The following is an 11,854-nucleotide window of genomic DNA, read 5'->3' on the forward strand; positions in this document are numbered from 1 at the left end:
CGAGCAAAAAGTTTTTCGACCGACCCCCGAAAAGTGTGGTCGGCTCCGCCAGGTCATGCGGTGGGGAACACGCAGGCCCTTCCCCCCACTGGAGGCCTCCCGGCCGCTTTTGTCTTTAGAGCGCGCCAGCGCTTCCAAGCGCGAAGCGCGTTCATCCCGGGTCAGCGCGGAGCGCGTTGCGTTTAGACCCGCGAAGCGTGGATTTGATTAGCAACAGCGTGAGTTCAAAGCGTAAAAGAGCCTCGCCGGCGGGCGAGCCACCAAAGATGACACAACTGCGCAAGCGGGGGCTTCTTGCTTGTGTCATCTCCGCATGACCCGGCAAAGCCAACCACATTTTCCCGGGGTTGGGCCAAAAACTTTTGCTCGTTCCTCGCAAAACTTTTTGGCCCAACCCCGGGAAAATGTGGTAGCCCTTCGGGCGGGCCATACGGAGATGACACAAGCAAGAAGCCCGGCTTGGGTTGTGTCCTCTCCGGTGGACTGCCCGCTCGGCGCTTCGCGCCGGTTGGTCTGTGTTGTCAGTTCAGGTCGGGGATTTTTGCTTTGAAGGCGTTGATCATGGCTTCTCGGCCGATCAGGTTGAACTCGCGGCCCAGGGTGCGCATGATCGAGTTCTCCGTCGGGCGGTAGAGGCCGTAGCGGTAGTAGCGGCTGCCTTCGTACGCGCCTACCGTGCCGCCGTCCGGGGACGGTTGGCCGGTGTGCTTCGACCACTTCGCGCCGGTCGGGTCGGTGGTCGCGTTGGGTTCGGTCGGCTCGCCGCCCGTGTACCTGTCGTACGGGTAGTCGTACTCGTCGGCCAGGCCGCCGATGGAGTGGCCGAGTTCGTGCACCGCGATCTGGCCGGCCTGGTCGTTCGCGCCGGCCGCGGTGGCGATGCCGCCGCCCGCGCCGCCGTACTTGGTGGTGTTGCCGAGGGCGATGACCTGGTCGGCTTGTGGGGCAAGGGCTCCGAACTGGCCCGCCTTCGTCTGGTTGACGCACAGGAGGCGTTCGGTGTTGACGTCCCGGCCCTGGCACCAGAAGCCCATGTCCAGTGCCGTGTCGCGGTTCGTGCCCAGGGTGGGGTCGTTGTCCACTCCCGACTCCGGGGAGACGACGTTGACCTGCCAGACGTTGAAGTACTGCTTGTAGGACTTGAACGGCTCGACCGCCGACAGTTCCGTCCACTTGCTCACCACGTGGTCGTGGTAGGTCGCCAGGTCGCCCTGCGTGTACCCGTCGCCGACGAAGACCAGGTCGAAGCGCTGGTCGGGCGCGCCGGTCTCCTGGATCGCCACCACGTCCGCGGCCACCTGCGCGGGCTCGGCTCTGGTCTCCAGGGCCCTCGGGACGGCGACCTGGGTGATGCTCCCGTCCGGCGAGAACACCTCCCGCCACTCCACGGGGGACTGCGCCGCGCCGCCGGGGGCGGGGGCGGTGACGACGACCAGTGCGACGGCCAGCACGGGCAGGGTGAGCCGGTGAACTCGCATGGTCGTGACGCTATGAAGCAGGTCACTCACTCACAAGGGTGGAAAGACGGGTTTAACCGATAGGGGAACGGGGAAAAGCCCCTATCGGCGTGACGGGGGTCATCACTAAGGGCAGCCGGTGGGCGGGAGGTCGTGGGGGCTCCCTACCCTGGTTGGCGTGAACCCCACCGACCTCGCCATCTCCGGCCCGTTGGTGCTGGCCACGGGCGTGGCGGTGCTGGCCGGGGCGATCTCGTTCGCGTCCCCCTGCGTGGTGCCGCTGGTGCCCGGGTACCTGGCCTACCTGGCCGGGCTGGTGGGTGCCGAGGCGCCGGCGGTGGCGGACGGGGAAGGGCGCAAGGCCGGGCGGTGGCGGGTCGCGGGTGCGGCCGGGTTGTTCGTGCTCGGGTTCACGGTCGTGTTCGCGCTCACCTCGTTCGTGGTGCTCGGGTTGAGCGACGCCCTCTACTTCAACGCCGACACGCTCCAGCGCGTCGGCGGTGTCGTCACCATCGCGATGGGACTGGTCTTCATCGGACTGGTGCCCGCGCTCCAGAAGGACATCCGGCTGCACCGCACCCCGCGCGGCGGGTTGATCGGCGCGCCGTTGCTGGGCGGGGTGTTCGCGCTCGGGTGGACGCCGTGCGTCGGGCCCACGCTGTCCGGGGTGCTCGCCCTCGCGCGCGGCACCGAGGTCGGGTCGGCCACCGGGCGCGGGGTGGTGCTGGTGCTGGCCTACTGCATCGGGCTCGGGTTGCCGTTCATCCTGATCGCGCTGGGCGCGCGGTGGGCGGTGCGGGTGACCGGGTGGCTGCGCGGCCACGTCCGGCAGGTGCAGGTGTTCGGCGGGGTGCTGCTGATCGCGGTCGGCGTGGCGCTGGTCACCGGGCTGTGGGGCGATTTCGTGTTCTGGCTGCGGGACGCCGTGGTCAGCGACGTGGAACTGCCGTTGTAGTGAAAGCGTTCCTGGCCTTCCTGCGCAACACGTGGCGCGGTCTCACCGCGATGCGCACGGCGTTGACGCTGCTGTTCCTGTTGGCGCTGGGGGCGATGCCGGGCGCGTTGCTGCCGCAGCGCTCGCTCAACGCGCAGAAGGTCGCCGAGTACATCGCCGAGAACGGCTGGTGGGGCCGGTTCCTCGACCGCCTGCAGTTCTACGACGTCTACGCCAGCTACTGGTTCTCCGCGGTCTACGTGCTGCTGTTCGTGTCGCTGGTCGGCTGCCTGCTGCCGCGCACGTGGGAGTACTTCAATCAGATGCGGGCCAAGCCCGTGCTGACCCCGCGCAACCTGTCCCGCCTGCCGCACCACGCGACCGCCGAGCTGTCCGCGAGCCCGGAAGCCGTGATGGCGTCGGCGAAGGCGCGGTTGAGGGGGTGGCGGCTGGTCGAGCGCGAGGAGGCCGACGGCGCGCGCAGCGTCAGCGCCGAGCGCGGCTACCTGCGCGAGACCGGCAACCTCGTCTTCCACTTCTCCCTGCTGGGCCTGCTGGTCGCGTTCGCGCTGGGCAAGATGGTCGGCTACGAGGGGCAGGTGATCGTCCAGTCCAAGGGCGGCCAGTTCTGCAACTCCGGCGTGTTCAACTTCGACAGCTTCCGGCCCGGCCTGCGCGTCGACGGCACCCAGCTGTCCCCGTTCTGCGTGCGGGTCAACGACTTCCACGCCACCTACCTGCACAACGGGCAGGCGCAGAGCTTCCGCGCGGACATCGACTACCAGTCCGGCGAGGACCTGCGGACCGGCACGTGGCGGCCGTACCCGCTGGAGGTCAACAGCCCGCTGCGCACCGCCGGCGACCGCGTCTACCTCCTCGGCCACGGCTACACCCCGATCTTCACCGTCCGGTTCCCCAACGGCGAGGTCCGCACCGGCACCACCCAGTGGCGGCCGGTCAACGAGGTCACCCTCGCCTCCGAGGGCGCGACGAAGTTCGACCCGCCCGGCGTCACCGACACCGAGCAGCGGCGCCGGAACCAGCTCGCCATCACCGGTCTGCTCGCGCCGACCGCCGGGTTCCGCGGCGAGCTGCTGGACTCGGTGTTCCCCGAGGCGCGCGACCCGGCGGTGGCGATCGACGTCTACCGGGGCGACCTGGGCACCGACTCCGGCCGCGGCCAGTCGATCTTCTCCATCGACGAGCAGCAGGTGCGGGACGGCAAGCTGACCAGGGTCGCCCGCCAGAACCTGCGCCAGGGCGAGGAGCTGACCCTCGACGACGGCACGGTCGTCCGGTTCGAGGGCGTCAAGGACTGGGTGTCGCTCCAGGTGTCGCACGACCCCACGCAGGTGTGGGTGCTGGCGTTCTCGGTGCTGGTGATCCTGGGTCTGGGCGTGTCGCTGAGCGTGAAGCGCCGCCGCGTCTGGGTCCGGGCGGTCCCGGCGGCGGACGGGCGTACGGTTGTCGAGGTCGGCGGGCTCGCGCGCACCGACCAGGCCGGGTACGGCGAGGAGTTCGGCTCGCTCGCGCGTGACCTGCTGGAGGAGGAGAAGTGATGCCGGTCAACGAGACGCTGTCCACCTACAGCGACTGGACCTACGGTGCGGCCGTCTCCGTGTACTTCGTCGCGGCCGTGTTCTACCTGTGCGAGGCGGCCTTCGGGCGCACCAAGGCGCGTGAGCTGGTCGGCGCGGCGAAGGTGGCCGGCACCGCCGAGGACGGCACGTGGACGCCGGGCCTGGTGGTGAAGCAGGAGCGGTCCCGCGCCGAGAAGCTCGGCCGCATGGGCGTCGCCCTGACCGTGCTGGGCGCGCTGCTCCAACTGACCTCCCTGGTGCTGCGCGGTTTCGCGACCGAGCGCGCGCCGTGGGGCAACATGTACGAGTACGGCTCGCTGCTGACGTTCGCGGCCGTGGCGACGTGGCTGGTGCTGATGCGCGCGTTCCCGGTGCGCAAGCTCGGCGGGTTCGTGCTGGTGCCGGTGGTCGTCCTGATGTTCCTGGGCGGCACGGTGCTGTACGCCGAGGCCGCGCCCGTGCAGCCGGCGTTGCAGTCGTACTGGCTCGTGGTGCACGTGTCGGTGATCTCGGTGTCCAGCGGCATCCTGCTCGTGCCCGGCGTGACCAGCGTGCTGTACCTGCTGAAGTCCTCCGGCCGGGCGCGGTTCGCGAAGCTGCCCGACGCCGACGTGCTGGACCGGGTCGCCTACCGCAGCACGGTGTTCTCGTTCCCGCTGTTCACCATCGGCATCATCTGCGGCGCGATCTGGGCCGAGGCGGCGTGGGGCCGGTTCTGGGGCTGGGACCCCAAGGAGACCGTCGCGTTCGTGTGCTGGGTGGTCTACGCGGCCTACCTGCACGCCCGCGCGACCGCCGGCTGGCGCGGCCGTCCCGCGGCGTGGATCAACGCGCTGGGCTTCGCGCTCAACGTGTTCAACCTGTTCTTCATCAACCTGGTCACGACTGGATTGCACTCTTACGCGGGTGTCGGCTGACCGGCGTACCCAGTGTCGTGGAACCGCTGGGGGCCGACTACCGTCGAACCGTGAGGTCGGGGGAGGCTCGATCCGCTTTGCGCAGGGAGGACCCCAGCGGTGACCGGTCGCTACGAGAGTCCTGAGTCGTCGTGGCAGCCGCCGTCGGGCGCGGAAGGGCAGCAGCCCAACCCGAACCAGTCCGGTGGTTACCAGGTCGAGGGTTCGGGCGCCCACTACGTCGATCCCACCACCGTCTACCTCGACCCCGCCCAGGGCACGCCGTCCGGGTCCTACCAGGTCGGGAACCAGTCGGGTCCGTACCAGGTCGGCAACCAGAGCGGGCCGTACCAGGTCGGGAACCAGTCCGGGCCGTACCAGGTAGGCAACCAGTCCGGGCCGTACCAGGTCGCCGGGCAGTCGGGGCCGCACCAGTTCCAAGGGCCGTTCCCGAACAACTTCCCGCAGAGCGTCCAGCCCCAGCAGCCACTCCAGCCGCCGCAGCGCGCCCAGCAGGCCACGGCGCACGAGGTGTCGTCGCAGCAGCTGATCAAGCGCGCGAAGCGGCCGCCGCAGTCCGGCTGGCGCAAGACCGTGCACTCGGTGACCGGCGGGCTGGTCAACCTGGGCGAGAGCCCGGCGGACGTGCGGCGGCGCGAGCTGATCGCGCGGATCAACCAGCCGCTGCGCGGGTGCTACAAGATCGCGATGCTGAGCCTCAAGGGCGGCGTCGGCAAGACCACCACGACCACCACGCTCGGTTCGACGTTCTCGTCGTTGCGCGGTGACCGGGTGATCGCCGTGGACGCCAACCCCGACCGCGGCACGCTCGCCTTGAAGGTGCCCCGGGAGACCACCGCGACCGTGCGGCACCTCCTGCGCGACGCGGCCCGCATCACCAAGTACAGCGACGTCCGCGCCTACACCTCGCAGTCGCCCAGCCGGCTGGAGATCCTCGCCTCCGAGCAGGACCCGGCCGTGTCGGAGGCGTTCAGCGACCAGGACTACCTGCGCACGGTCGCGCTGCTCGAACTCTTCTACAACATCGTCCTCACCGACTGCGGCACCGGCCTGATGCACTCGGCGATGAAGGGCGTGCTGGACCAGGCCGACTCGCTGGTGCTGGTGTCGTCGGGCTCGGTGGACGGCGCGCAGACCTCGGCGGCGACCCTGGACTGGCTGGAGGCCCACGGCTACCGGGACCTGGTGGCCAAGTCCGTCGCCGTGATCAACTCGGTGCGGCCGGGGTCGGGCAAGGTGGACTTGGACAAGCTCGCCGCGCACTTCGCGCAGCGCTGCCGGGCCGTGGTGCGCATCCCGTTCGACGCGCACCTGGAGGAGGGCGCGGAGATCGAGCTGGACAAGCTCGGCCCGGAGACCCGCCTGGCCCTCCTGGAGCTGGCCGCGACCGTGGCCGACGACTTCCCCAACAAGGTCACCTGAGCACCCGAAGAGGGGCCTCCCGCCCGGGAGGCCCCTCTTCGACGTGCGGTCACTCTTCTTCCGGACGCTTCTTCTTCGCCTGCTCGCCCAGCTTGCGCAAGAACTCCGGGTCGTCGTCCGGCGCGATCACACGGCGGCTGGGGGCGGAGTCGACCCGATCCGGCCCGAACGCGCGCCACAGCAGCACGGCGATGGTGAGCGCACCGATGAGCGCGAGCACGTAGAGCATGGTCGCCACCTCCTTCGCCACGAGGTTACCCGTGTCATGAGGTGAACGGACTCAGTGCCGCACCGGTTCGGTCGCCTCGGTGGTCAACTGCGAGAGCAGGGCCTGGACCTCGGACTCCCGGAACCGGCGGTGACCGCCCGGGGTGCGGATGGAGCCGATGCGGCCGGCGGTCGCCCACCGGGTGACGGTCTTGGGGTCGACGCGGAACAGACTGGCCACCTCACCCGGCGTGAGCAGCCGTTCCCCCTGGTGTCCCTGCGTGACGGTCACGGTCTTCCTCCCCGATGCCGATCAGACCTACCGGACGCATCGTGGCATCCCGGCCTTCGGGTACTCGAACACTTGGGTGATGGTAAAGAGGTAGTAAGGGACGAAGTGGGCGGTTCGGACATCGGTGCCGCTACCCCTACGCTAGGCCCGGTGGACGCACTTGATCGCCAGATCATCGCCGCCCTCCGCGAGAACGGCCGGGCCACCTACGCCGACCTGGGGCGCAAGGTCGGCCTGTCCGCCTCCGCCGTGCACGAGCGGGTCGGCAAGCTGGAGGCCACCGGGGTCATCGTCGGCTACCACGCCGTGGTGGACCCCAGCGCGGTCGGCCTGGGGGTGACGGCGCTGATCGGCATCCACCCCACCGACACCGCGGACGACGACGAGCTGGCCCTGGCGCTGGGCGAGCTGGTCGAGGTCGAGTCGTGCTACCGGGTGGCGGGCGACGAGTCGTTCATCGTGAAGGTCCGGGTGGCCACCGTGGACGACCTGGAGCGCTCGCTGGGCAGGCTGCGCCGCATCCCCGGCGTGGCGCGCACGCGGACCACGGTGGTGCTGTCCACGCGCTTCGAGGGCCGTCCCAACACCGCGGCCGCCGACGGCGGCGCGTAGCCTGGGTAACCGTGCAACACCTGGGTCGTGATGTGACGCTGTACGTCTGCGCGCGGCTGGGCATGGTCGCCGCGGTCACGGCGGTCCTGGTCCTGCTCAACGTGCCGCTGTTGGTCGCCCTGGCCGTGGGCGTGGTCGTGGCGCTGCCGCTGTCGCTGTTCCTGTTCAAGGGCCTGCGCACGCGGGTGGCGCAGGGCCTGGAGGAGAAGCAGGCGGCGCGGCGGGCCGAGCGCGAGAAGCTGCGCGCCCAGCTGCGCGGCGAGGCCGCCGAGGGCTAGGCCGGCTGCACCGCCTAGACGACCAGCAGGAACATCCCGCCGAGGTTGGCCAACACCAGGACGGCGAGCGCCGCGGAGAACCGCGTGCTCTCCCGCAGCCGCAGCCCGAGGGCCAGGACCCCGATCGGCAGGACGGCCTTGCGCACGTTCGCGATCCGGAGCGCGCCGACCGCCACCCCCAGCGGCGACAACCCCGCCTCGGTCGCCCCGAGCACGTCCGCGCGCCACTGCTCGCGGTAGCGGTCCCGCTGGTGGCGGGCCAGCAACGCGACGGCACAGGTCACGACGAGCAGGGCGAGACGGGTCATCGCGCGGCCTCCGGTCCGGTGTTCGGCAAAGCCCTCTTCGCTCTGGCGGTCCGCCGGGCGACCACCTTGGCGGCCTCCCGCGCCCCGTCGGCGGTGAGCCGGTAGGCGCGCCGGCGCGGCCCGCGCCGCTCGGGGTCGTCGTCCCACTCGGACGAGACCCACCCCGCCCGTTCGAGCCGGTCGAGCAGCGGGTAGACGCTGCCGGACGGCCGGCCGGTCACCTTGATGATCTCCAGCCCCCACCGCGGGCGGTCGCTGTCGAGGAGAACGGCGAGCACGTCCACCGTCGCCCGACCCACCCGCGTCAACGGCTCCACGACTCTAATCCTACCTATGTAGATCAAGCCCGGTCAACGTTCGAACAGCTCGGCCGCCTCGTCGGCCAGGCGCGTGATCACGTCCGCCAGTTCCAGGTCCGCCAACCAGTGCTCCGGCACGTCGTCGGCCCCGTCCCGCGTGCCGAGCAGGTTGCCGCAGATCGCGCCGGTCGAGTCGCTGTCGCCCGAGTGGTTCACCGCCAGCAGCAGGCCGTCGGCCGGGGACCGGGCCGTGAGGGCGGCCAGCAGGCCGATCGCCAGGGCCTCCTCGCCGACCCAGCCGCCGCCCAGCGTCGTCTCGACCACCTCCGGCGTCGGGCGCACGCCCCGCGCCGCCATCTCCACGGCCAGGTCCAGCAGGGCCAACTGCTCCTCGTGACCGTCCCAGCGGGTCAGCTCCTCCCGCGCCACGTCCACCGCCTCGGGCAGCGCCGCGCCCAGCCGCAACCGCTGCACCACCACCGCCAGCACCCCGGCCGACAGGTAGCCGCTCGGGTGGCCGTGGGTCAGCGCGCCCGTCGCCGTGGCCAGCGCGAACACCTCGCCCGGGTCGTCGGACCACCACGCCACCGGGGCCGCGCGCATCACCGCGCCGCAGCCCTTGGAGTCGTTGATCGGCGACTCGACCGTGCCGAGCCGGCCCGACCGCAGCGCCGTCAGGCACGTGTTGCCCGGCGCGCGCAGCTCGTGCAGCTCCGGCACGTCCAGCAGCCACCCGTCGTGCGCCACCTCCGGACCGCCCTGGGTGCGCAGCCACCGCCCGTAGGCCACCCGCACCTCGTGCACCGGGTCGCTGCCCCGGCGCTTCGCGAGGACCAGGCCCTCCAGGGTGAACAGCGTCATCTGGGTGTCGTCCGTGATCGCGCCCAGCCGCCCGTAGGCCGGCGCGTAGTCGGTCAGGCCCGACGGACCGAACCGGCCGCGCACGCGGTCGATCCGGTCGAACTCGATCGCGGCGCCCAAGGCGTCGCCCACGGCGCCCGCGAGCAGGCAGCCCCGCAGCGTCCCGCTCCCACGTGTGGTCACGCCGCAGAAGTTATCGTGCCGGCGTGACCACTTCCGTAGACCGATGTAGCTCCCGGACCAGGGAATGGGTGTGCGAGGCAGTCTCGATCATCGAGGCGGACGCCAACCGCAGCGCCGACACCCACCTGCTGCACTTCCCCCTTCCACTCGAATGGGGCATCGACCTCTACCTCAAGGACGAGTCCACCCACCCCACCGGCTCGCTCAAGCACCGCCTCGCCCGGTCGCTGTTCCTCTACGCCATCTGCAACGGCTGGGTCGTCGGCGGCACCCCGGTGATCGAGGCGTCCTCCGGCTCCACGGCCGTGTCCGAGGCGTACTTCGCGCGCCTGCTCGGACTGCCGTTCATCGCCGTCATGCCCCGCTCCACCAGCGGGGAGAAGGTGGCGCTGATCGAGCGGCAGGGCGGCCAGTGCCACTTCGTCGACGAACCCGGCGCCATCTACGACGAGTCCCGCCGGCTCGCCGCCGAGCTCGGCGGGCACTTCATGGACCAGTTCACCCACGCCGAGCGGGCCACGGACTGGCGCGGCAACAACAACATCGCCGAGTCGATCTTCCAGCAGATGGCGCTGGAAGCCGCGCCCGAACCCGAGTGGGTCGTGGTCGGCGCGGGCACCGGCGGCACCAGCGCCACCGTCGGCCGGTACATCCACTACAAGAAGCTGCACACCCGGCTGGCCGTCGTGGACCCCGAGCACTCGGTGTTCTTCGACGCCTGGTGCGACGGCGACCCCACCCGGGTCGGCTCGCGCGGGTCGCGCATCGAGGGCATCGGCCGGCCGCGCGTCGAACCGTCGTTCGTCGGCCAGGTCATCGACCGGATGATCAAGGTGCCGGACGCGGCGTCGATCGCCACCATCCGGCACGTCGAGGAGGTCCTCGGGCGGCGCGTGGGCGGGTCCACCGGCACGAACCTGTGGGGCGCGTTCCAGCTCATCGCCGAGATGCGGGCGTCGCGCCTGCGCGGCAGCGTGGTCACCCTGCTGTGCGACGGCGGCGAGCGGTACGCCAACACCTACTACGACGACGAGTGGGTCGCCGCGCAGGGCCTGGACCTGGCGCCGCACCTGGCGACGCTGACCCGGTTCCGCTCGACCGGGACGTGGTCGGCCTAGAAAAGTGCGGGTTCGAGGGAACGCGGGCGGGGCGGCGTGCGTCGCAGCGTGGATCGGTCTGTCGGGAAGGGGTTCTCCGTGAGCATGTGGCGGACCGCCGAGGTGATGACGGCCGAGGAGGTGCTGGGCCGGTCCGTCGCCGCCGCCGAACAGGCGATGCGGGAGGCGGCCAAGCTGCGCTACCCGGCCCGCGAACCCTCGGCGGAGGACGTGCGCCGCGTGATGGCGTTCGCCAAGTCGAACGAGGCGTCACCGGAACTGCAGGCGCTGCAACGCCGCATCGCCGGCGGCCACCTGAGCTGGCGCCAGGTCCTGGTGGGCGAGGCGGCCCACGACCGCGGCGTGCGCGCCGCCCTGGAAGCCGACCGCGAACGACTGGCCGCGCTGTGCCGGGGCGAGGAGATCCGCGTGGAACCCCCCAAACCCCGACCGCGCGACGACGACGAACTCCCCGGCACGTTCACCGAGGACGCCTGGTAGGCCCGTGCGACACGGGCCCGCGGGTCAGTCCAGCGCCAGGGTCACGGCGGTGACCAGGCCCCAGACCAGCATCGCCAGGCCGGTGGTCTGCAGGACCGGGATCAGGTCGCGGCCCTTGGCGCCCTTGGCCACCCGGCGCGCGCCGAGGAAGACCAGCGGCAGCGCGAGCAGGCCCAGCAGGGCGAGCGGGACCCGCAGGCCGATCGCCAGCGTGAGCAGGAACGGCACGGTCACCAGCGCCAGGTAGAGGCGGCGGGAGTCCCGGTCGCCCAACGTGCTCGCCAGGGTCCGCTTGCCCGCCTGCAGGTCGGTCGGGATGTCGCGCAGGCTGTTCGCGATCATCACGCCGGTGGAGAAGCAGCCCATCGCGATCGCGCCGCCGATGCCGATGCCGGTGACCTCGCCGGTCTGCACGTACAGCGTGCCCAGCACGGCCGCCGGGCCGAAGAACACGAACACGGCCAGTTCGCCGAGCCCCGAGTACCCGTACGGCTTGCGCCCGCCGGTGTAGAACCACGCCGCCGCGATGCACACCGCGCCGAACGCGACCAGCCACCACCGGCCGCTGAGCACGACCAGCACCAGGCCCGCGACGGCCGCGACGCCCAGCGCCGCGAACGCCGCCGTCCGCACGGCCCGGGGGTTCGCCGCGCCGGAGCCGACCAGGCGGAACGGGCCGACCCGGTTCGCGTCGGTGCCGCGGATGCCGTCGGAGTAGTCGTTCGCGTAGTTCACGCCGACCTGGAGGGCGACGGCGACGACCAGGGCGAGCACCGAGTACGTCGGGTCGAACCCGTTGATGTGGTGCGCCGCGCCCGCGCCCACCAGGACGGGCGCGATGGAGTTCGGCAGGGTGCGGGGACGGGTCCCCGAGATCCACTGGGCGAGGGTGGCCATGCCGCCCAT

The 11,854-nt window shown here is 71.1% G+C and carries 15 protein-coding genes; 8 read left to right on the top strand and 7 right to left on the bottom strand.

Going from position 1 to position 11,854, the window contains the following annotated elements:
* Positions 1 to 521: 521 nt before the first annotated feature.
* Complete coding sequence (locus tag AB0A74_RS16540; protein ID WP_358250186.1) at positions 522 to 1,478, bottom strand: M64 family metallopeptidase; 957 nt, start codon at positions 1,476 to 1,478, stop codon at positions 522 to 524.
* Between the two features lie 157 nt (positions 1,479 to 1,635).
* Between AB0A74_RS16540 and AB0A74_RS16545 the strand changes: the two genes are divergently transcribed.
* The 4 genes from AB0A74_RS16545 to AB0A74_RS16560 all read left to right on the top strand — a co-directional run bounded on the left by AB0A74_RS16545 (position 1,636) and on the right by AB0A74_RS16560 (position 6,310).
* On the top strand, positions 1,636 to 2,412 hold the full coding sequence (locus AB0A74_RS16545; protein WP_358250188.1) for a cytochrome c biogenesis CcdA family protein: 777 nt from the start codon (positions 1,636 to 1,638) through the stop codon (positions 2,410 to 2,412).
* Between the two features lie 50 nt (positions 2,413 to 2,462).
* Complete coding sequence (locus tag AB0A74_RS16550) at positions 2,463 to 3,950, top strand: cytochrome c biogenesis protein ResB (RefSeq protein ID WP_358250301.1); 1,488 nt, start codon at positions 2,463 to 2,465, stop codon at positions 3,948 to 3,950.
* Positions 3,950 to 4,888: a c-type cytochrome biogenesis protein CcsB gene (ccsB, locus tag AB0A74_RS16555; RefSeq protein ID WP_358250190.1), complete on the top strand. Its 939-nt coding sequence runs from the start codon at positions 3,950 to 3,952 to the stop codon at positions 4,886 to 4,888. The genes AB0A74_RS16550 and ccsB overlap by 1 nt, the downstream gene beginning before the upstream one ends.
* A gap of 99 nt (positions 4,889 to 4,987) precedes the next feature.
* Positions 4,988 to 6,310: an AAA family ATPase gene (locus AB0A74_RS16560; protein ID WP_358250192.1), complete on the top strand. Its 1,323-nt coding sequence runs from the start codon at positions 4,988 to 4,990 to the stop codon at positions 6,308 to 6,310.
* 49 nt (positions 6,311 to 6,359) lie between these two features.
* On the opposite strand, the gene AB0A74_RS16565 is transcribed toward AB0A74_RS16560, so the two are convergent.
* Together AB0A74_RS16565 and AB0A74_RS16570 are read right to left on the bottom strand one after the other, a co-directional pair.
* Complete coding sequence (locus AB0A74_RS16565; protein ID WP_309116979.1) at positions 6,360 to 6,539, bottom strand: hypothetical protein; 180 nt, start codon at positions 6,537 to 6,539, stop codon at positions 6,360 to 6,362.
* 51 nt (positions 6,540 to 6,590) lie between these two features.
* Positions 6,591 to 6,809, bottom strand: a complete 219-nt coding sequence (locus tag AB0A74_RS16570) for a BldC family transcriptional regulator (RefSeq protein ID WP_121224681.1) — start codon at positions 6,807 to 6,809, stop codon at positions 6,591 to 6,593.
* Between the two features lie 150 nt (positions 6,810 to 6,959).
* Here AB0A74_RS16570 and AB0A74_RS16575 point away from each other — a divergent pair, with 150 nt between their 5' ends.
* Both AB0A74_RS16575 and AB0A74_RS16580 read left to right on the top strand, forming a co-directional pair.
* Positions 6,960 to 7,421, top strand: a complete 462-nt coding sequence (locus tag AB0A74_RS16575; protein ID WP_358250194.1) for an Lrp/AsnC family transcriptional regulator — start codon at positions 6,960 to 6,962, stop codon at positions 7,419 to 7,421.
* 11 nt (positions 7,422 to 7,432) lie between these two features.
* Positions 7,433 to 7,699, top strand: a complete 267-nt coding sequence (locus tag AB0A74_RS16580) for a DUF4229 domain-containing protein (protein WP_358250196.1) — start codon at positions 7,433 to 7,435, stop codon at positions 7,697 to 7,699.
* A 14-nt stretch (positions 7,700 to 7,713) separates the two neighbouring features.
* Here the strand turns inward: AB0A74_RS16580 and AB0A74_RS16585 are convergent, their stop codons facing one another.
* From AB0A74_RS16585 to AB0A74_RS16595, 3 genes are read right to left on the bottom strand one after another with little or no spacing between them, the layout of a single operon-like run.
* Positions 7,714 to 8,007: a hypothetical protein gene (locus AB0A74_RS16585; RefSeq protein ID WP_358250198.1), complete on the bottom strand. Its 294-nt coding sequence runs from the start codon at positions 8,005 to 8,007 to the stop codon at positions 7,714 to 7,716.
* Positions 8,004 to 8,324: a helix-turn-helix transcriptional regulator gene (locus AB0A74_RS16590; RefSeq protein ID WP_358250200.1), complete on the bottom strand. Its 321-nt coding sequence runs from the start codon at positions 8,322 to 8,324 to the stop codon at positions 8,004 to 8,006. Before AB0A74_RS16590 ends, AB0A74_RS16585 begins: the two co-directional genes overlap by 4 nt.
* Before the next feature lie 33 nt (positions 8,325 to 8,357).
* Positions 8,358 to 9,350, bottom strand: coding sequence for an ADP-ribosylglycohydrolase family protein (locus AB0A74_RS16595; protein ID WP_358250202.1), 993 nt, complete (start codon positions 9,348 to 9,350; stop codon positions 8,358 to 8,360).
* 68 nt (positions 9,351 to 9,418) lie between these two features.
* On the opposite strand from AB0A74_RS16595, the gene AB0A74_RS16600 reads away from it, so the two are divergent.
* Positions 9,419 to 10,468: a PLP-dependent cysteine synthase family protein gene (locus AB0A74_RS16600; protein ID WP_358250203.1), complete on the top strand. Its 1,050-nt coding sequence runs from the start codon at positions 9,419 to 9,421 to the stop codon at positions 10,466 to 10,468.
* Positions 10,469 to 10,552: 84 nt separating this feature from the next.
* A complete protein-coding gene (locus AB0A74_RS16605; protein WP_358250303.1) occupies positions 10,553 to 10,948 on the top strand; it encodes a hypothetical protein in 396 nt (131 codons plus the stop codon).
* A gap of 24 nt (positions 10,949 to 10,972) precedes the next feature.
* Here the strand turns inward: AB0A74_RS16605 and AB0A74_RS16610 are convergent, their stop codons facing one another.
* Positions 10,973 to 11,845 carry a 1,4-dihydroxy-2-naphthoate polyprenyltransferase gene (locus AB0A74_RS16610; RefSeq protein ID WP_358250205.1) on the bottom strand — a complete coding sequence of 291 codons (873 nt, stop codon included), beginning with the start codon at positions 11,843 to 11,845 and terminating at the stop codon, positions 10,973 to 10,975.
* Between the last annotated feature and the right edge of the window lie 9 nt (positions 11,846 to 11,854).

Source organism: Saccharothrix sp. NPDC042600, assembly GCF_040647305.1.
GTDB classification, from domain to species: Bacteria; Actinomycetota; Actinomycetes; order Mycobacteriales; family Pseudonocardiaceae; genus Actinosynnema; species Actinosynnema mutabilis.

Bases quoted from the DNA above. Each gene is read 5' to 3' on its own strand.
- AB0A74_RS16540 (WP_358250186.1), bottom strand. From the start codon at position 1,478: ATGCGAGTTCACCGGCTCACCCTGCCCGTGCTGGCCGTCGCACTGGTC.
- AB0A74_RS16550 (WP_358250301.1), top strand. From the start codon at position 2,463: ATGCGCACGGCGTTGACGCTGCTGTTCCTGTTGGCGCTGGGGGCGATG.
- ccsB (WP_358250190.1), top strand. From the start codon at position 3,950: ATGCCGGTCAACGAGACGCTGTCCACCTACAGCGACTGGACCTACGGT.
- AB0A74_RS16565 (WP_309116979.1), bottom strand. From the start codon at position 6,539: ATGCTCTACGTGCTCGCGCTCATCGGTGCGCTCACCATCGCCGTGCTG.
- AB0A74_RS16585 (WP_358250198.1), bottom strand. From the start codon at position 8,007: ATGACCCGTCTCGCCCTGCTCGTCGTGACCTGTGCCGTCGCGTTGCTG.
- AB0A74_RS16605 (WP_358250303.1), top strand. From the start codon at position 10,553: ATGTGGCGGACCGCCGAGGTGATGACGGCCGAGGAGGTGCTGGGCCGG.
- AB0A74_RS16610 (WP_358250205.1), bottom strand. From the start codon at position 11,845: ATGGCCACCCTCGCCCAGTGGATCTCGGGGACCCGTCCCCGCACCCTG.